This is a genomic window from Streptomyces sp. CNX435 (genome assembly GCF_059570575.1).
The window spans coordinates 39,536-58,141 of sequence record NZ_JCANTA010000009.1 but is presented as its reverse complement, the minus strand read 5'-3'; the positions used below and the strand labels follow the sequence as shown (position 1 = coordinate 58,141).

17 protein-coding genes are annotated in these 18,606 nt (G+C 73.4%); 8 read left to right on the top strand and 9 right to left on the bottom strand.

Annotated features, from left to right (window positions below; all coding sequences use genetic code 11):
• Positions 1-148: 148 nt before the first annotated feature.
• The 7 genes from T328_RS17080 to T328_RS17050 all read right to left on the bottom strand — a co-directional run bounded on the left by T328_RS17080 (position 149) and on the right by T328_RS17050 (position 6,307).
• A complete protein-coding gene (locus T328_RS17080) occupies positions 149-556 on the bottom strand; it encodes a recombinase family protein (RefSeq protein ID WP_496496920.1) in 408 nt (135 codons plus the stop codon).
• A 123-nt stretch (positions 557-679) separates the two neighbouring features.
• Positions 680-1,897 carry a helix-turn-helix domain-containing protein gene (locus T328_RS17075; RefSeq protein WP_496496919.1) on the bottom strand — a complete coding sequence of 406 codons (1,218 nt, stop codon included), beginning with the start codon at positions 1,895-1,897 and terminating at the stop codon, positions 680-682.
• Between the two features lie 299 nt (positions 1,898-2,196).
• A complete protein-coding gene (locus T328_RS17070; protein ID WP_496497071.1) occupies positions 2,197-2,565 on the bottom strand; it encodes a RidA family protein in 369 nt (122 codons plus the stop codon).
• 115 nt (positions 2,566-2,680) lie between these two features.
• The gene (locus tag T328_RS17065) at positions 2,681-3,037 is read right to left on the bottom strand and encodes a hypothetical protein (protein WP_496496918.1); all 357 of its coding nucleotides are present in this window, start codon (positions 3,035-3,037) and stop codon (positions 2,681-2,683) included.
• Positions 3,034-3,690 carry a DUF6232 family protein gene (locus T328_RS17060; RefSeq protein ID WP_496496917.1) on the bottom strand — a complete coding sequence of 219 codons (657 nt, stop codon included), beginning with the start codon at positions 3,688-3,690 and terminating at the stop codon, positions 3,034-3,036. Before T328_RS17060 ends, T328_RS17065 begins: the two co-directional genes overlap by 4 nt.
• A 263-nt stretch (positions 3,691-3,953) precedes the next feature.
• The gene (locus T328_RS17055) at positions 3,954-5,174 is read right to left on the bottom strand and encodes an ROK family transcriptional regulator (protein WP_496496916.1); all 1,221 of its coding nucleotides are present in this window, start codon (positions 5,172-5,174) and stop codon (positions 3,954-3,956) included.
• A gap of 128 nt (positions 5,175-5,302) precedes the next feature.
• The gene (locus T328_RS17050) at positions 5,303-6,307 is read right to left on the bottom strand and encodes a mechanosensitive ion channel family protein (protein ID WP_496496915.1); all 1,005 of its coding nucleotides are present in this window, start codon (positions 6,305-6,307) and stop codon (positions 5,303-5,305) included.
• Between the two features lie 322 nt (positions 6,308-6,629).
• Between T328_RS17050 and T328_RS17045 the strand changes: the two genes are divergently transcribed.
• The 4 genes from T328_RS17045 (at position 6,630) to T328_RS17030 (ending at position 11,457) form a co-directional block, all read left to right on the top strand.
• Positions 6,630-7,166: an HNH endonuclease gene (locus T328_RS17045; RefSeq protein WP_027770178.1), complete on the top strand. Its 537-nt coding sequence runs from the start codon at positions 6,630-6,632 to the stop codon at positions 7,164-7,166.
• Positions 7,167-7,543: 377 nt separating this feature from the next.
• Complete coding sequence (locus tag T328_RS17040; RefSeq protein ID WP_496496914.1) at positions 7,544-9,049, top strand: GlnX family signal transduction membrane protein; 1,506 nt, start codon at positions 7,544-7,546, stop codon at positions 9,047-9,049.
• A gap of 65 nt (positions 9,050-9,114) precedes the next feature.
• Positions 9,115-10,071 (top strand): glutamate ABC transporter substrate-binding protein, encoded by a 957-nt coding sequence (locus T328_RS17035; RefSeq protein ID WP_496497070.1) that lies wholly within the window; start codon positions 9,115-9,117, stop codon positions 10,069-10,071.
• Positions 10,072-10,155: 84 nt separating this feature from the next.
• A complete protein-coding gene (locus tag T328_RS17030) occupies positions 10,156-11,457 on the top strand; it encodes a hypothetical protein (RefSeq protein WP_496497069.1) in 1,302 nt (433 codons plus the stop codon).
• 48 nt (positions 11,458-11,505) lie between these two features.
• Here T328_RS17030 and T328_RS17025 read toward each other — a convergent pair whose 3' ends face one another.
• Positions 11,506-11,796 carry a hypothetical protein gene (locus T328_RS17025; protein WP_496496913.1) on the bottom strand — a complete coding sequence of 97 codons (291 nt, stop codon included), beginning with the start codon at positions 11,794-11,796 and terminating at the stop codon, positions 11,506-11,508.
• Between the two features lie 67 nt (positions 11,797-11,863).
• On the opposite strand from T328_RS17025, the gene T328_RS17020 reads away from it, so the two are divergent.
• From T328_RS17020 to T328_RS17005, 4 genes are all read left to right on the top strand, one after another.
• Positions 11,864-14,062, top strand: a complete 2,199-nt coding sequence (locus T328_RS17020; RefSeq protein WP_496496912.1) for a serine/threonine-protein kinase — start codon at positions 11,864-11,866, stop codon at positions 14,060-14,062.
• An 11-nt stretch (positions 14,063-14,073) separates the two neighbouring features.
• Positions 14,074-15,477: a protein phosphatase 2C domain-containing protein gene (locus T328_RS17015; RefSeq protein ID WP_496496911.1), complete on the top strand. Its 1,404-nt coding sequence runs from the start codon at positions 14,074-14,076 to the stop codon at positions 15,475-15,477.
• A gap of 122 nt (positions 15,478-15,599) precedes the next feature.
• The gene (locus tag T328_RS17010) at positions 15,600-16,955 is read left to right on the top strand and encodes a vWA domain-containing protein (protein ID WP_496496910.1); all 1,356 of its coding nucleotides are present in this window, start codon (positions 15,600-15,602) and stop codon (positions 16,953-16,955) included.
• A 28-nt stretch (positions 16,956-16,983) separates the two neighbouring features.
• Complete coding sequence (locus T328_RS17005) at positions 16,984-17,997, top strand: FHA domain-containing protein (protein ID WP_496496909.1); 1,014 nt, start codon at positions 16,984-16,986, stop codon at positions 17,995-17,997.
• Positions 17,998-18,230: 233 nt separating this feature from the next.
• On the opposite strand, the gene T328_RS17000 is transcribed toward T328_RS17005, so the two are convergent.
• Positions 18,231-18,539 carry a trypco2 family protein gene (locus T328_RS17000; protein ID WP_496496908.1) on the bottom strand — a complete coding sequence of 103 codons (309 nt, stop codon included), beginning with the start codon at positions 18,537-18,539 and terminating at the stop codon, positions 18,231-18,233.
• Positions 18,540-18,606: the final 67 nt, after the last annotated feature.

The following is an 18,606-nucleotide window of genomic DNA, read 5'->3' as shown; positions in this document are numbered from 1 at the left end:
CCCAGTTACGTGCACCTGGCCGGCGAGCATCCGTCCGGGCGGGTAGCCGCGCCAGTCCGGCGCCTCGCTCAGGCCCGCGAGCGCGGGCCGGCGCGGTCGCCGGTCCACCGGGGGCAGCCGCGGCGGATCTCGGGCTGCTCGTCGGCGCTCACGCACGCCCCCGCAGCGACAGCGGCGCGGTGACGGTGACGCTGCCGTGGCCCAGTTCGCGGTCGTCCTCCCCGGCCGCGGTGGCGCAGTACCCGCCGACCTTGTGGACGGCCCGGCGCAGGACCGCGCGGCCCTCCCGGTCCCGGCTGATGCGGTCCCACGAGTCGACCAGGCACACCGGGCGCGTGGCGGCCTGCCGCATGGCGTAGGTGAGCGCGTCCCACTGCGGTCGCGGCCAGTTCGTGAGCGCGGGGTCCCCGCGGTCCACCCACTCGCCAGCGACCACCCAGTTCCGCTCGTCGGCGTACCGGCGGCACCGCTCTATGCGCTCATCGAGAGCGGCGGTCGTCAGCGTGGCGTGCCGGTCGTAGATGAACGCCAGCGTGGGCATGGCGGGGGTGTCCATGAGGCTCCCCTGTGGTCGGTGATCGGATCGTCACCGACCGTAGAAGAGCTGAATGTGAGGAACAGGTACGGAACGTAGCCTTCATAGGGTTCGGCAGGGCCCAGGGGCTACGTTCCGTCACCCCTACGCAACGCCGAAGAACTCCGCCAAGTCCCGCTGCTGTCGGGTCAACCGACGCCCGCCGGTCTTGAGCACGTCACGGAACGTCTCGGCCGCCATGCGCTGGTGCCGAAGCCACTCGGGGGTGTCGGTCAGCAGCGTGCCGAGGATGGCCGTCGCCTCGCCCGGTTGCTTGAGCGTGGCGTGCGCCTGGGCGACGTCGAGGAGATGCCGACGCTCGAACGACCGGTCCCGCGGCGTCGGCATCCGCTCCGACAAGCTCAGCACGCGGCGCGGGTGCCCGCCGACGAGTTGGTTCTCGATGCCCTGGTAGGCCACGGTCCGCCAGTCGAAGCGCCCCCAGCTCGACATCTCCACCGCGGTCGTGCCGCCGAGCGCGGCGCTGGCCGTACGGGCCATCCGCAGCATGTCGCGGGCCTCGCGGGGCCGGTTGTTGCGCGACGCGGCGGCGCTGGAATGCACCAGCAGTTTGCCCCAGGCACCGAGCCTGGCCGGTGTCGCGCGCGAGAGCCGCGGTTCGATCTCCTCGGCGGTGCTGACGCTGACCTGTTCGGCCTCGTCGAAACGGCCCTGCCGCATCAGCAGCCAGCCCTGCGCGTACACGGCCCCCGCGGCCACGTCGCGGGTACCGGCGGCACGAGCGTCGTCGACCGCGTCACGCAACGCCAGGTGGGCCAGGTCGTACGCGCGGACCTGGGTGAGGTAGCGGCCGGCCATCTGGAGCACGTTCGCGCGCAACCGCAGCGCGGCGGTGTGCTCGGGACCGTTGTCGAAATGGCGGACCGCGGCGTGCGCGGCGCGGACCATGGCGGGCAGCAGCCCGGCGACCTCGTCGTAGTCGTCGCCGTGGTAGGCCAGTGCGAGGCGGTGTTCGGCCGCGCGCAGGTCTTCAAGGTCCGGCTCCCCGCCCGCCGGTGGCTCCATGCGGCCGGTGAACGTCGCTGGCGGTGCGAGGGCCTGCCGCAGCGGCATGAGGTCGATGTTGTCCTCGTCGCCGCGGCGGCGCTGGTGGGGGCCGGCGGGCTCGAAGAGGGTCGATGTCGTCACCCTCAGGGCGCGCGCGATCGCGTGGTAGGTGGACAGTCGGGCGTCTCCGCCGCGTTCGATCTTCTTGACCACGGCCAAGCTCAGCTCGGCACGGTCGGCGAGAGCCTCCTGGGTGAGCCCTCGGGCCCGGCGGAGTTCTCGAAGTCGGTCACCGGGGAGGCTAGAGTCGGCCATGGCACCCCGTCCCTGTGCTGCGTGTCGTCAACGCCCAGGATAGGGGGATTTCTTCTGTGGCAGCCACGAGACCCCCACCTTCGATCTCGGCTGCGGCGCCCGCCTCAACCGTCCCGCACGGGCGCGGTAGGCCGCCGCCGGGATGACCACCGTAACGCGCCCGCCCTGGTCGAGCACGGCCTGCGCGAACCAGGTGTCTGGCCCGTCGGCGATGGTTGTGCCGTTTGCCGGTGAGTAATGGGCGTTGTGGCCGCTGGCGAGACCACCGTCACGTCGCGACCGTCATCGTCTAGCTCCGCTCATGACCGGCCAGGGCACCGCGCGGCGACGGCCTCGATCTCCAGCAGCCACGCCTCGTGGTAGATGCCCGTGATGATGACCGTCAAAGCCGGAGCGTGGTCTCCGAGGACCTCACGCCGGATGGCGGAGTTCTCCTCCCGGTACGCCCTGTCCGACAGGAAGGTGGTCACCTTGACCAGGTCAGACAGCCCCATCCCGTGATGAGCCAGGGCTGCCGCCAGGTTGGCCCATGCCTGACGGCACTGTGCGGCGAATCCCTTTGGGAGAGTGCCGTCCGGAGCCACCGGAATCTGCCCGGAGACGTGGACCACGCGTGCAGGAGGGGTGATCTCGTACGAGTGACGGTAACCGCCACCATCGGGAACCATCGGGCCAGGAGTAATCATGCACGGATCGTTACAGCGCCGCAGATCCACAGCAACCGAGATAGCCAACCCGGCATCCGCAGCACATCAACTGCCTTCTTGATCGCCCGGACAGGGCCTAGCTGCCCAGGAGTTCGAGCGCAGCCTTGACGGAGTTCAGGAGAGGCTCGCCGACCGTCCCGATCGTCGCGGCGATGGCCGCGAGTGCCATCAATGACCGGCGACGGGTCGCGGGCTCCGTTGCGGCGTCGGCTGCGAGGGCCGGTAGGGCGCCGTCCAGGGCGGCGCGGTCTGCCGCGTCGGATACGTCGCCGCGCAGCACCTGCGCCAGCCGGACGACCTCCGTCAACTGCTCCTCCAGGGTGCGCTGTGGGGCGTAGTTGTGATGGACGATGCCGTGGTGGTTCTGGCCGCCCACGATGGTGACGTTGTCGCCCACGTGGAGGCCCTGTGACTCGATTCCCTTGCCCGTCATTTCAGTACCCCCGTGTGGCCCGAGCCCCCGTAGATGTTCACGGAGTCGCCGAACTGGTAGTTGCCGTAATTGGTGATCGACAGGGACTCGACCGTGGCCCTGAGTACGGCGTTCGGTTTGTCGATCGTCATGGCGATCTTGACCACGAGCTCGTCGAGATGACGGGGATCTCCCGACACCAATGCCGTGGACTGACCGTTCGTCTCGATGGCCAGCGTGTAGTGACTCGACGCGAAGACCACGCCCACCATCTCGACGAAGAAGTAGATCAGGACGAGCACGGCGAGGACGAGCAGAAACCCAAGCACGTCGGACCACGAGGAGGAGTCGAAGTCGTCGTCATCGTAGTAGTCGCTCGACCCGCCCGACCCGCCCGAAAGGATCATCAGAACGAGGATCACGACCACCATGGTCGCGCCGCGCTTGAGGAACCGCACGAACGCCGCTCCGCGGCGCGGGGTGAGGACGAACGTGTAGACGCGAGTGATGTTCTCCAGCGGGTAGGCCGCCCTGTTCACCCAGAGCAGTCGATCACTGATGACCAGCTCACCGCTCGGCGGGAGGGCCGGCTCGGGCGAGCCCGCGGCCGCGTACGCGCGAGGCGGTTTCGGTGGAACTGGCGGTCTCGGTGGCGGCGTTGCGGGCGTTCCCATGCCTCCCCCAGAGATGGAACCGCTGTGGCGTGGCACTTATTACGCGTCCGAACCGTCTGCCGCACAAGGAGAGTTCCGGCCATGGAGGAGAGTAACTCCACCACATCTCCGCGGGCTCGCCTCGGCTCCCCCCACGGCAGTTCGTGAGCGCGGGGTCCCCGCGCAGCGGCGCGAGCCGCTGGGTGCGCGGGCAGCGCCGTCGCCAGGGCGGTCGGCTCGCCGCGGAGCAGGGGCCGTGGCTCTCCGGCGGGGGCGGCCGGGCTTCAGCGGGCGGTGGTGTCGAAGACCTCGTCGCGGGTGGTGGCCAGCGCGCTCTCCAGCGCGCCGGTGAGGACGGGGTGTTCCCCGACCGCGCCGGTGACCAGGCGCGGCCGGGGCGCGGCCAGCTCTTCGAGTTCGGACTGGACGAGCGTGCGCAGCCGCTCGCCGCCGGCGGCGAGCACGGCGCCGGAGAGCACGATCAGCTGCGGGTCGAGGACGGCGACGACGGAGGCGAGGCCGACGGCCAGGCGCTGCGCGAAGCGGTCCAGGAGTTCGGCGTGGCGGGGTACTTCGGGGTCGGCGGCGGCGCGGGCGACGAGTTCGGCGGCGACCTCGGCGTGGTGCCCGCGCCCGGGGACGAGGCCCAGCTCGCGGGCGAGCGGGGCGAGCGCCTGGGCGCCGGCCAGCTCCTGGAAGCCGCCGCTGTCGGCGCGGGTGACCCGGCGTACGAGGGTGGCGCCGGGCACCGGCAGGAAGCCGACCTCGCCGGCGCCGCCGGTGGTGCCGCGGTGCAGCCGGCCGCCGAGGACGACGGCGGCGCCGAGGCGCTCCTCGTTCCACAGCAGGACGAAGTCGTCGTGGCCGCGGGCGGCGCCGCGGCGCTGCTCGGCGACGGCGGCGAGGTTCACGTCGTTGTCGTACGCCAGCGGCATGGGCAGGGCGGCGGCCAGCTCCTCCAGCAGCGTCGGGGAGTGCCAGCCGGGCAGGTGGGAGGCGTAGCGCAGGCGGCCGGTGCCGGGGTCGAAGGCGCCGGGGGTGCCGATGACGGCGCGGTGCAGCCCGGCGCGGGTGAGCCCGGCGTCCTTGGCGGCGCCGTCGACGGCGCGGACGACGCGGCGCACGGTCCCCTCCGCCGCGGAGCCGGTGCCGGAGCCGCCGCCGGTGCGTTTGGCGGTGGCCAGTTCGTACGAGCCGACCGTGCGGCCGGTGACGTCGGCGACGGCCGCGCGGATCCGGGCGGCGGTGACGTCGAGCCCGACGACGTGCGCCACGGCGGGGTTGAGGGCGTACAACTGGGCGCCGGGGCCCGGGCTGCCCTCGCTGGTGCCGGTCGCGATCACCAGGCCGGCCGCCTCCAGCCGGGCGAGCAGTTGCGAGGCGGTCGGCTTGGACAGGCCGGTGAGCTTGCCGAGCCTGGTGCGCGAGAGCGTGCCGTGCGCCAGCAGCAGGTCCAGCGCGGCGCGGTCGTTCATCGCGCGCAGCGTCCCCGGGCCACCGGCCATGGACGTCACCTCTCACCGATCCGGCCGCGGAAGTAGTTAGGAAACTTTCCTATTGGAGTCCGGCGACGTTAATCCCGCGGACGAAGCACGTCAAGAGGTGTGCCAAAGGCGGGTACGCCCGGGCCCGGCTACTCCCCGCCGCCGCCGTCCGAGGCCGCCTGCCGCGGCACCGCGACCTCCGCCGTCCGCGGCGGCACCAGCGCGCCCGGCGGTATGTCCGACATCACGATCCCGGCCGCCAGCAGCGCCTCCCGGATCCGCCAGCGCAGCTCGCGCTCCACTCCGAAGGACTTCCCCGGCATCGTTTTGACCTGCACCTGGAGCGTCGCCGTGCCCTGCGCGACGGCGGTCAGGCCCAGCACCTCGGCCTCGCCCCACAGCTGCTCGCTCCACGGCTCGGTGGCACCCAGCTCCTCGCCGGCCGCGACGATCGCGGCGCGCACCCGGTCCAGGTCCTCGACGGCCGGCACGGGCACGTCGACCACGGCCGTCGCCCAGCCCTGGCTGAGGTTGCCGATCCGCTTGACCTCGCCGTTGCGCATGTACCAGATCGCCCCGTTGTCGCCGCGCAGCTTGGTCACCCGCAGTCCGACCTCGATCACCTCGCCGGTGACCTCGCCGACGTCGATGGTGTCCCCGACCCCGTACTGGTCCTCGATGAGCATGAAGACCCCGGAGAGGAAGTCCGTCACCAGGTTGCGGGCGCCGAAGCCGAGCGCGACGCCCGCGACGCCGGCGCTGGCGAGCAGCGGCGCCAGGTCGATCTCCAGCGCGGAGAGGATGGTCAGGAAGGCTGTGCCGAGGATCACAAAAGAGGCGCTGCTGCGCAGGATCGAGCCGAGCGCCTGGGAGCGCTGCCGGCGTCTTTCGTGGTTGACGAGCAGCCCGCCGAGGGCGGTGCCGTCCACGGCGTCGGCGGTGCGCGTCATCCGCGCTATCAGCTTGGTGATCATGCGCTGCACCACGCGGCGCAGCACGTACGCGATGACGAGGACGAGCAGGATGCGCAGGCCCACGCCGAGCCACGACGTCCAGTTCTCCTGGATCCACCCGGCCGTCTCCTCCGCGCTCTCGCGCGAGTCTTCGAGCGACGGAGCGGGGCTCTCGGCGGCCGGGAGGCGGGTCACGGACACGGGCGTGGAACCTTCCGTTCAGGGGTGGGCCTCCTCACCCTACCCGGCGCTCCGGCCTGCCCCTTTTCCGCCGCGGCGGCGCTCGGCCGGCCCGCGCGGGGGCCGGACGGGGCCCGTGTTGCGGTCCGGTTACCGCCCCCGGCGGCCAGGCGTAGGGCGGGGCCGAAGGGGGGATCAACTTCTCGGGCGCGGCCGTGGAACCTTGCCGGGCGGTTGGCCCGTTTACCTGATCGTGGCTGGCGCGGAGGCGGGAGTGCAGGACACACTGTTGACCGGATCGTCCCGGCGCAAGCCACGCGCCGCCGGCGTACAAGGAGGCCCCGTGCCGCACGTCCTCGTCCTCAATGCTTCGTACGAGCCGCTCGGCGTCGTGCCGCTGCGCCGCGCGCTCGTCCTGGTGCTGAACGGCAAGGCTGTCAGCCTGGAGGAGTCCGGTGCCTTCCTGCACAGCGCCACACGGGTGATAGCGGCGCCGAGCGTCGTACGGCTGCAGAGATTCGTACGGGTCCCCGTCCGGGGGCCCGTTCCGCTCACGCGCCGGGCGCTCTTCGCCCGCGACGGGGGGCGCTGCGCGTACTGCGGCGGGGTGGCCACGAGCGTCGACCACGTCATCCCGCGCAGCCGCGGCGGACAGCACCGCTGGGACAACGTCGTGGCGGCCTGCCGCCGCTGCAACCACGTGAAGGCCGACCGGCCGATCCACGAGCTGGGCTGGCGGTTGCGCCACCAGCCCGCCCCGCCGTCCGGGCTGGCGTGGCGGATCATCGGAACGGGGCATAGGGACCCGCGCTGGTTGCCCTACCTGCAGCCATACGGCGCGGATGAGGCCCTGGCCCGGATCGACGGCATCTCTGCCTAGAACCGGGCCTTTGTTATGCCCGCCGCCATGCCGCCGCCATGCCGCCGCCATGCCCGCTGCCACGCCCGCCGCCGTGCCGCGGCACCGCCCGCCGCCGTGCCCGCGGTGACGCCCCTCGCGGCGCCTCCGCCCCGGCTCTCCCCCGGGGCGGGCAAGCCGTTCGGAACAGGAACCGAACGGGTGCACCGCGCGTGAAGAAGGGCAGGATGGGAGCCTGACGCCCGCTCGGGCGGCGCGCTACGGTACCGATCCGAACAAGATCCCGGGAATCGCGGTGTGACGGGCGGCACAGGCCGCCATACTTGCCGGCGGTGCCCGGGGTGGACTGGACCCGCCCACGCAACCGGGCGACCGCCAGCGACCCAGGGGGAGGTCACGTGACGTACCCGCCGCCGGCCGGCAGCGCCGCGCCGCCGGAGCACCAGACCGCGCCTGCGTTTCCAGCGCAGGCCGCGCCGGACGGCTCACCCGTACCGCAGGCGGGCTCCCCCGCGGGCGGCGCCGCCGCACCGCCGCCGCCCGCCGCACCGCCGGAGCGGCGCTCCGCGTTCGCCGAGGGCTTCGACCGGCTGCGTGGCGCCGCGACCACCGAGCCGGGCCGGCTGCGGATCATCGGGGCCGTGCTGGCGGCGCTGGTCGTGCTCTTCGGCGCGCTCACCGCGTGGCAGGTGTCCGACCGGTCGGCGGCGGCCGACGACGTCGTCAACCGCAGCCAGCCGCTGAGCGCCGCCGCCGCCGAGATCTACCGCTCCCTCGCCGACGCCAACACCACGGCGGCCACCGGCTTCCTGGAGGGCGGGCAGGAGCCGCGCGAGGTGCGCGAGCGGTACGACGCGGACATCAAGCGGGCCTCGGAGCTGCTGGTGCGGGCCGCGGCCGACTCCCACGGCGCGGGGGCCTCGGAGAAGGAGATCGAGAGGCTGAACCGGGCGCTGCCCGTCTACACCTCGCTCGTCGAGACCGCCCGCGCGAACAACCGCCAGGGCCTGCCGCTGGGCGGCGCGTACCTGCGCTACGCCGACGAGCAGATGCGCGAGACGCTGCTGCCCGGCGCCCAGAAGCTGTACCGCTCCGAGACCGCCCAGTTGGAGCAGGACTACTCCGACGCCAAGGCGTGGCCGTGGGCCGCGCTGGTCAGCGGGCTGCTCGCGCTCGGGGTGCTGTTCTGGGCGCAGCGCCGCCACTTCCGCCGTACGAACCGGGTGTTCAACCACGGCTTGCTGGCGGCCTCCGCGGCCACCGTGGTCGTGCTGCTCTGGCTGGCCGTCGGGCACACCTTCGCCCGCTCCGGCCTCGGCGACTCCGACCGGCACGGCGCACAGTCGCTGCACGCGCTCAACGAGGCGCGGATCAACACCCTCCGGGCGCGGGCCGACGAGAACCTGACGTACGTCAACCGGGGTTCCGTCGCCAATGAGGATGGCGTCGACACGTACGAGGCCAGCTACCTCAAAGGCATGAGCGAGCTGGCCGGCAAGAAGGCCGACGCCGAGGAGGCGCCGGCGGACAGCATGCTCGGCAGCGCCATGGAGCTGGCCGACGACGACCAGGGCCGCGAGCCCGTCGCCGAGGCGATGAAGAACGTACGCGAATGGCGCGAGATGCACGGCGAGGCGCAGAAGAAGAACGTCGCGGGCGACTACGAGGCCGCGAAGGAGATGGTCATCGGCGGCGACGGGGAGAAGTCGACCAGCGAGTTCTTCGACCAGGTCGACAAGAGCCTCGTCGAGGCCCTGGAGCACGAGCAGCGGGAGTTCACCCAGGCGGCCGAGGACGGCCGCGGGGCGTTCTCCGGCCTGTGGATCGGCGCCGCGGTGCTGGCCGTGCTGGGCGCCGCCGGCGCGGTGTTCGGCATCGGGCGCAGGCTCTCGGAGTACCGGTGACGGCGGAGGGGGAGGCAGCTGTGCGGACAGCGAAGGCACCGAAGGCGCCGAGGACACGGCGGAACCTGCGCGGCTGGGGCGGCGTGGCCGGGACGGCGGCGGCCGTCGCCCTGACCGCCGCGCTGCTGCCCGTCCTCGCGGGCGACGGACGGCAGGACCGCCCGGCGGACGACCGCGCCGCGGGCGGCGCGGTCTCGGCGCAGCCGGCGAAGTCGAGCCAGGAGGACTGCGAGACGCCGGAGGCGAGCCTGCGGCCGTCCGCGACCGCCTCGGGCGACGGCGTCGAGCGGATCATCGACCGCGGCTATCTGATCGCGGGCATCGACCAGAACAGCTATCGGTGGGGCTACCGCAACCCGCTCAGCGGCGACTTGGAGGGCTTCGACATCGACCTGGCCCGGGCCATCGCCGGAGAGATCCTCGGCGACGAGAGCAAGGTCGTCTTCCGCTCCATCCCCACCAGCGAGCGCATCCCGGCGCTGCAGGAGAAGCGGGTGGACGTGGTGGTGCGCACGATGACGATCAACTGCGAGCGCATCAAGGAAGTGGCGTTCTCCACCGAGTACTTCACCGGCGACCAGGCGGTGCTGGCGCCCGCCGACTCGGACATCACCGGCTTCGACGAGAGCCTGGACGGCAAGCGCGTCTGCACCGCCGAGGGCTCCACGGGCCAGAGTGCCCTGGACGAGGAGTCGTACGGCGCGGAGGTCAAGCTGGTGCCGAACCAGCTCGACTGCCTGGTGCGGCTGCAGCTCGGCGAGGCCGACGCGGTCGTCACGGACAACGCGCTGGCGGCCGGCCAGGCCGCGCAGGACCCGTCGATGAAGCTGTTCGGCACCCTGAACAGCCCCGAGCCCTACGGCGTCGCGATGAACATCGACGACGACGACCTGGTGCGCCGGGTCAACAGCCTCCTCGACGACTACCGCAAGGACGGCCGCTGGGAGGATGCCTACCAGGAGTGGCTGGCCGACGACATGCCGGGGATCGACGGTCCGCCGGCCCCGAAGTACAAGGACTGAGCAGGCGCAGGCAGTAACGACACGTCAACGGGCAGAGCACGGCAGCACGGAGGGAAACAGATGCCGCTCCCGCCACGGGGTTCGATGGACCGCGAGGAGGTCGATCGTGCGCTTGCGCGGCTGGGAGCCGAGCACGAGGCGATCGAGACCTCGCTGCTCGCGCTCCAGGACCACGCGGGACGCCGGCTGCTGGAGGGCGCCGAGTTGTCCGGTACGACGAAGGAGCGCTGGGCCGCCGCCGAGCAGGCGATCTCGCTGCTGTGGGCGCACTTCGACGCGTACACCGGCGCGCTGGGCTCGGCCCGCGAGATCCGCGCCCGCCGCCGCTCGCCCGGCGCCGCGGAGCTGGCCGAGCTGACGGCGCTGCTGCGCGACCACGGCGTGACCATCGCGCCGGGCGCCGCCCCGCTGCCCCGTACGGTCGCCGGCGGCTATCCGGCGTCGCTGACGGGCCCGGCCCGGCTGTCGGAGTCGCTGAAGCTGGACGAGCTGGTGGAGCGGATGAACCGGTGGTACGCGGAGGTGATCGACGTCGTCGCGGCGGCGGACTCCGTGTGGTCGGCGCTGCCCGCGCGCATCGACCTGCTCGCCGCCGAGCTGCAGCGCACCCGGTCGCTGGCCCAGTCCGTCGGCGTACGCCCCGGAGAGCACCCGGCGGGCGACGACCTGGAGCGGATCACCGCGGAGCTGTCCTCGCTGCGCGACGAGGTGGTACGCGACCCGCTGGCGTTCTGGTCCCGGCCGGCGGGGCACAGCCGCGGCGCGGCGCCGGGCGGCGGCACGCCGGACACGGCGCGCTACGACGCGGCGGCGCGCGGCCTGGAGGACGTGCGCCGGGAGATCGACGCCGTGCTGCACGTCCGGCAGGACGCGGAGGAGCGGCTGATCCAGGTGCGTGACGTGCTGTCACGCGCGGACCGTACGCTGGGCGAGGCGCGCCGGGCGCGCGGCGAGGTGCTGGCGAAGATCGCGGCGTCCGAGGTACCGGCGGTCAGCGGCCCGCCGACCGCGTTGAACGAGCAGTTGGCCAACGCGGTCGAGTTCCGCAGGCGCGCCCAGTGGCACCGGCTGTCGCCGCTGCTGGAGAGCCTGGAGCAGCGGGCCGAGGAGGAGCTGCTGCGGGCGCGGGAGTCGCTGACCGCGGTGACCGCGCCGCTGGCCGTCCGCGCGGAGCTGCGCGGCCGGCTGGACGCGTACAAGGCGAAGGTGGCGCGGCACGGCTTCGCCGAGGACCGCATCCTGGTGGAGCGGTACGACGCGGCGCGCCGGCTGCTGTGGTCGGCGCCCTGCGATCTGATCGCGGCGGAGCAGGCGGTGCGGCGCTACCAGCGGGCCACGGCCGAGGTGCTTGCGGGCCCGGTAGACCGACCCGGGGGCATGGCGTGAGGCTGGACGGAACGGAGTTGGGGGAGTCATGAGCAACGCGCAGGCATGTCAGCGGCCGGGCTGCGGGGGCACGTACGAGGACGTCGGCGGCGGCGAGCTGTACTGCGACACCTGCGGTCTCGCCCCCGTCGTCTCGCCGGACGGCATCGTCGGCTCGGCGCCCACCGGGGTAACCGGCCGCGGGCGCGCCAGCCGGGGCAGCTCGTCGAGCAGCTCCAGTGCGTCGAGCCGGTCGAGCAGCACGTCCCGGAGCAGTTCGCGGGCGTCGCGCCGGTCGGTCTCCGGGCGGCTGTCGCGCGCGCTGGCCGGGGAGGCGACGGGCCGTTCGGTCTCGGTCAAGAGCTCCCGTACGTCGGCGGTCGCCTCCCGCGGCAAGCTGGGCGCGGGCCTGGTGACGGTGCCGGAGGTGCCCCGGCCCGACCCGCGCACCGCCGTGCTGGAGAACCCCGAGGTGCCCGAGCGCAAGCGGTACTGCAGCCGCAGCGACTGCGGGGCGCCGGTGGGGCGTTCGCGCGGCGGGCGGGCGGGGCGTACGGAGGGCTTCTGCACCAAGTGCGGGCAGCCGTACTCGTTCGTGCCGAAGCTGCAGGAGGGCGACATCGTCCACGGGCAGTACCAGGTCGCGGGCTGCCTCGCGCACGGCGGTCTGGGCTGGATCTACCTGGCGATCGACCGCGCGGTCGCCGACCGCTGGGTGGTCCTGAAGGGCCTGCTGAACACCGGCGACGAGGACGCCATCGCCGCCGCCGTCTCCGAGCGCCGCTTCCTCGCGGAGATCGAGCACGCGGGCATCGTCCGCATCTACAACTTCGTCGAGCACCTCGACCAGCGCACCGGCAGCCTCGACGGCTACATCGTCATGGAGTACGTCGGCGGCAAGTCGATGAAGGAGATCGCCAACGAGCGGCGTACGCCGGACGGCAAGCGCGACCCGCTGCCGGTCGAGGTGGCGTGCGCGTACGGGATCGAGGCGCTGGAGGCGCTCGGGCACCTGCACAGCCGCAACCTGCTGTACTGCGACTTCAAGGTCGACAACGCCATCCAGCAGGGCGACCAGCTCAAGCTGATCGACATGGGCGCGGTGCGCCGCATGGACGACGACGAGTCCGCGATCTTCGGCACCGTCGGCTACCAGGCGCCGGAGGTCGCCGAGGTCGGCCCGTCGATCGCCTCCGACCTGTACACGGTGGCCCGCACGCTGGCCGTGCTGACCTTCGACTTCCAGGGCTACACCAACGTCTTCGTCGACAGCCTGCCCGACCCCGACTCGATCGACGTCTTCAACCGGTACGAGTCCTTCTACCGCCTGCTCGTCCGCGCCACCGACCCCGACCCGGCCCGCCGGTTCGCCTCGGCCGCGGAGATGTCCGAGCAGCTGACGGGCGTGCTGCGGGAGGTCGTCGCGCTGCAGACGGGCAAGCCGCAGCCGGCGCTGTCCACGCTCTTCGGCCCGGAGCTGCGGGTGGTGGACACCGAGCTGTTCCCGCCGGCGACCGGCGAGACCTCGCAGCTCGGCGCCCGGGCGGTCGGCAAGCGCGAGCGCGCGGCGCGGGCCGCCGGGAACGGCGCCCCGGCGCTGCCGGCCGCGCAGGGCGTAGCGCAACTGCCGGGCGGCGGGCAGCCGATGGGCACGCAGGTGGCGCTGCCCGCGCAGATCGCCGACACGCTGCCGCTGGACTCCCCCGCGGCGGCGCTGGCGCTGCCGGTGCCGCGGGTGAACCCGAACGACCCCAACGCCGGCTTCCTCGCAGGTCTGATGACGTCCGCGCCGACCGAGCTGCTCGCGGCGCTGAACAACGCGCCCACCGACTCGATCGAGGTGAAGCTGTCCCAGGCACGCGCCCGGCTGGAGCTCGACTACCTAAGCCTGGTGTGGACGGCGCTGGACGAGCTGAACACGGAGCACCCCGACGACTGGCGGGTCGTCTGGTACCGCGGGCTGCACGCCCTGACCACCCGCGACTTCGAGACCGCCGCGTTGTCCTTCGACGCGATCTACGACGCCTTCCCCGGCGAGCCCGCGCCGAAGCTGGCGCTGGGCATCTGCGCCGAGGTGCTGGGCCAGTTGGACAACGCCACCGAGTACTACCGGCTGGTGTGGACGACCGACCCGGCCTACGTCAGCGCCGCGTTCGGCCTGGCCCGGGTGCGGCTCGCCGCCGCCGACCGGTCCGGTGCGGTACGGGCGCTGGAGTCCGTACCGGAGGCGTCCATCCACTACACCGCGGCGCGCGTCGCCGCGGTCAGAGCCCGGTTGCGCCAGCGCGCCCCCCAGGAGCCGCTGCTGACCGATCTGCAGGCGGCCGGTACGCAGGTGGAGCGGCTGCAGGACGTGGGCCTGGACGCGGGCCGCAGGGCGAGGCTGTCCACCGAGGTACTGGGCAGTGCGCTGGACTGGGTGCTGACAGGCCGCACCGGGGCCGGTGCGGGCCCGGCCCTCGTGGGCCCGCCGCAGCCGCTGCTGGGCTGCGCGCTGGACGAGAACGGACTGCGGCTCGGTCTGGAAAACTCCTTCCGGGTACTGGCCCGGCTCGCGCAGCACGGTCACGAGCGGATCGACATGGTCGAACGGGCCAACCGCTACCGGCCGAAGACCTGGGTATGAGAGGAAAGCCCATGGCGAACACACCTCCCGTATCCCAGCTGAGTGCGTGCCCCTCCTGCGAGGAGCCGCTGGAGGCGGGTGACCTGTTCTGCGGGGCGTGCGGCGCGGACCTCGCCGCGCCGGCGCCCGCGCCGGCGGAGCCCGCGGCCGGCGCGAACGGCGTCGGTCCCGCGGTGGCCCCGCCGGGTACGCCGCCCGCGCCCGCGGCACCGCCGGCGGGCGCCGGCGAGGCGGCCGGGGCCGGTCCGGCGGCGCCGGACGGCCGCTCGGCGGCGCAGCGCACCGGCAGCTACCGCATCGCGAGCCCCGGAGACGTACCGCAGAACGCCGGAGACACCGGCGAGTTCCTGCTCGACGCGCCCGAGGAGGACCCCGAGCACTACCGCATCGCCGAGCCGGTGGCGCCGCAGGGCGCCGACCCGCGGGCGGTGCTGGGTACCGCCGCCCCCGGCGCCGGGGCGGGGGATGCGGCCGAGGCGGAGGGGCCGGCCGCCGCCGGGCCGGTGCCGCCGGGGCGGCGCTGCATCGCGTGCCGTACGGGGGCGATCGACACCGACGGTTACTGCGAGCGCTGCGGCCACGCGCAGCCGCGCGAGCGGGACCACATGGAGCAGGAGGTGGAGGGCGTCGCCGCGGTCAGCGACCGGGGCCTGCGCCACCACCGCAACGAGGACTTCTTCGCCATCGCCGAGACCGCCCTGCCCAACGGCGCCCCCGCGACCGTCGCCGTCGTCTGCGACGGCGTGTCCTCCGCGAGCCGCCCGGATGAGGCGTCCGCCGCCGCCAGCGCTTCCGCGGGCACGTCGCTGCGGGCCACGCTGGGCCGCGGGCTGCACCCGCAGCAGGCGATGCACGAGGCGCTGCTCGCCGCCGCCGGCGCGGTGAACGAACTGGCCGCGCAGCACTCGCCGCTCAGCCACCAGAACGCCCCGGCCTGCACGATCGTCAGCGCGGTGATCGCCGGCGGCATCCTGACCGTCGGCTGGATCGGCGACTCGCGCGCGTACTGGGTGCCGGACGACCGCGCCGCGCCCTCCGCCCGGCTCACCGAGGACGACTCGTGGGCGGCGCAGATGGTCGCCGCCGGGCTGATGAGCGAGGCCGACGCGTACGCCGACGAGCGCGCGCACGCGATCACCGGCTGGCTGGGCGCGGACGCGCACGAACTCGATCCGCACACGGCTTCCTTCAAGCCGGACGGACCGGGTGTGGTGGTCGTGTGCACCGACGGCCTGTGGAACTACGCCGAGGCGGCGGCCGAGCTGGCCGCCGCGGTGCCGCCCGACGCCGGGACCCGGCCGCTGCACGCGGCCCAGGTGCTCGTCGGCCACGCGCTGGACGGCGGCGGCCACGACAACGTAACAGTGGCGGTACTCCCGTTCCCCGGCCCGGCGGGCGGGGCAGGCCCTTCCTGATGAAAGGGGGACGCGGGGTGGCCTGATCCGCCACGGGGGGCGGCGCACAGGTACGTGTTCAGCCTCTCTTGCCCGGTGAATTGTCTACATAGATCTAAATACCATCAGTGGGAGGGGACGAGATGGCCAATTTCTCGAAATCGAACGCGCCGGAGTTCTCGGTCGAGGTCTACCAGAACGAGTACCTGCCCGAGGGCGGCCGTGAAGTGAACGCGATCGTGACCGTCGCCTCCACGGGCGGCGGCACGACGGGCGGCATGCCGTTGCCCGCCGCCGACCGGTCGCGCGCCCAGCCCGGCTCCGGGGGCCCGGACGCGGGCGTGGTGATCATGGTCGACTGCTCGGGCTCGATGGACTATCCCCCCACCAAGATGCGCAACGCCCGGGACGCCACGGCCGCCGCGATCGAGACGGTACGCGACGGCGTCGCGTTCGCCGTCGTCGCCGGCACCCACGTGGCCCGCGAGGTCTACCCCGGCGGCGGCCAGCTCGCGGTCGCCGACGCCACGACCCGTACCGAGGCCAAGGAAGCGCTGCGCAAGCTGAGCGCCGGCGGCGGCACCGCGATCGGCACCTGGCTGCGGCTCGCGGACAAGCTGCTCGGCTCCGCCGACGTGGCGATCCGGCACGGGATCCTGCTCACCGACGGCCGCAACGAGCACGAGTCGCCGGAGGACCTGCGAGCCTCCCTCGACGCCTGCGCCGGCCGCTTCACCTGCGACGCCCGCGGCGTCGGCACGGACTGGGAGGTCAAGGAGGTCACCGGCATCGCCTCGGCGCTGCTCGGCACCGCCGACATCGTCGCCGACCCGGCCGGTCTTGCCACGGACTTCACGCAGATGATGGAGACCGCGATGGGCAAGGAGGTCGCGGACGTCGCGCTGCGGCTGTGGACCCCGCAAGGTTCGGCGATCAAGTTCGTCAAGCAGGTCGCGCCCACGGTCGAGGAGCTGACCGAACGGCGTACGGAGGCCGGCCCGCGGGCCGGCGACTACCCGACCGGCTCGTGGGGCGACGAGTCCCGCGACTACCACGTCTGCGTCGAGGTACCCGCGGCCTCCGTCGGCCAGGAGATGCTCGCGGCCCGGGTCTCGCTGATCCTGCCGCAGCCGGACGGCAGCGCGCAGACGCTCTCCCAGGGGCTGATCCGGGCGGTGTGGACGGACGACATGGCGGCCTCCACCCGGATCAACGCGCAGGTCGCGCACTACACCGGGCAGGCCGAACTCGCCCACGTCATCCAGGAGGGACTGGAGGACCGCAAGGCCGGTGACATGGACGGCGCCACGGCCAAACTGGGCCGCGCCGTCCAGCTGGCGAGCGCCTCCGGCAACGAGGACACCGCAAAACTACTGTCGAAGGTGGTGGACGTGGTCGACGCCGCGAGCGGTACTGTGCGTCTGAAGGCCAAGGTCGCGGAGGCCGACGAGATGACACTGGAGACGCGGTCGACGAAGACGGTCCGCGTCAAGAAGTGACGAGAGCGAGACAGGGGGATCCACCGAGATGGCGACCTGCCCGAACGGTCACCCGTCAGGAGCCGAGGACTGGTGCGAGGTGTGCGGCATCCGCATGCCCGGCGCCGTCCCGCCGCCGGCCGCCCAGGTCCCGCCGCCGGGCCCGGGGGGCTACGGCTACCCCGGTCCCCCGGTCGGCGAGCCGACCCAGGCCGCCGAGCCCTGCCCGTCGTGCGGCACACCCCGCGAGGGGCAGGCGCAGTTCTGCGAGGAGTGCCGGTACAACTTCGTCACCCACAGCGCCCAGCCGTACGTGCCGCCGACGATGGCGTCCGGCTTGTCACAGGGCTTCCACCCGCAGCACCCGCAGGGGCTGACGTATCAGCCGTCGGGCCCCTCGCAGGTCCACCGGGGCCCGGAGCCGCTGGGCCCGGACACCGGCGCGGGGCAGGTCCCGCCGCCTCCGCCCCCGCCGCCACCGGGTCCGGGCATGGCGCCGGGGCCGGGCGTGCCCGCGCCGGCCCCGCCGGCGCAGCAGGACCCGCGGGTGGGCGGCGGCGACTTCGTGATCACACCGCCCAGCTCGGCGCAGCCGCCGCCGCAGCAGCAACAGCAACAGGGGCAGCACTTCCCCGGCCAGGGGCCGCCGCCGCAGCCGGTGGGCTGGGTGGCGGTCGTGGGGCCGGACCGGGAGTACTTCGCCGCGATGATGTCCCGCAGCGGTCCCGAGGCGCAGGGGCTGAACCTGCCGGCGTACTCGCCGGAGCAGAAGGTGCCGCTGGTCGGCCAGCAGATCGCGATCGGCCGCAAGCGGCAGTCGACGGGTGAGGTGCCGGACATCGACCTCGCCCGCCCGCCGGAGGACCCGGGCGTCTCGCACAAGCACGCGATGCTCGTCGAGCAGCCGGACGGCAACTGGGCGGTCGTCGACCAGAACAGCACCAACGGCACGACGGTCAACGGCGCGGCCGACCCGATCCAGCCCTTCGTCCCGGTGCCGCTCAAGGAGGGCGACCGGGTGCACGTCGGGGCGTGGACGACGATCCGCATCGAACGGGGCTAGCCGCCCCCTCACCCGCACGACCCCGCACCACCCGCACCATCTGCTCGACCCGCACCACCCGGCCGACCCGGTGCTGAATCGTTCCGGAGCCGGCCGACCAGGCGATGTCGTACGGACCCCATCCCGTACGGCCCCCTCGCCATCGCCGCCCCGCCGCCATCGCCGCCCCGCCGCCGAGGCCGGCCCCGGGCCCGTACCACCGGGACCCGAGCGCCGCCGGCACGTCAGCGGCATCAGAAGCGGCTCACCGGCCGCTCGCCGGACTCGCCGTGCGGCACCAGCTCCAGCTGCATCCGGTGCGTACCCACCCGGGTCGCGGACCCGCCCGCGCCCGCCTCCACCACCCCCAGCCGCAGCGAGAGCCGCCCCTCCCCCGTGCGGTGCAGCTCGACGGCGAACTCCAGGCTCACCCGGTCCACCCGGAACCGCCAGTCGCTGTTGCTCCGCTCCCCTTCCGCCTCCGCCTCCGCCAACTCCCGCCGCACCTCGGCGATCGCGTCCGCCAGCCCCACCAAGTCGTCGTTCCGCGCCTCATGTCCCACCGAAACCCCCTCGCTCAGATGACCCTGCGTCGTCGTCTCGTGCCAGAGTGTAGAGCGGAAGCCGCCG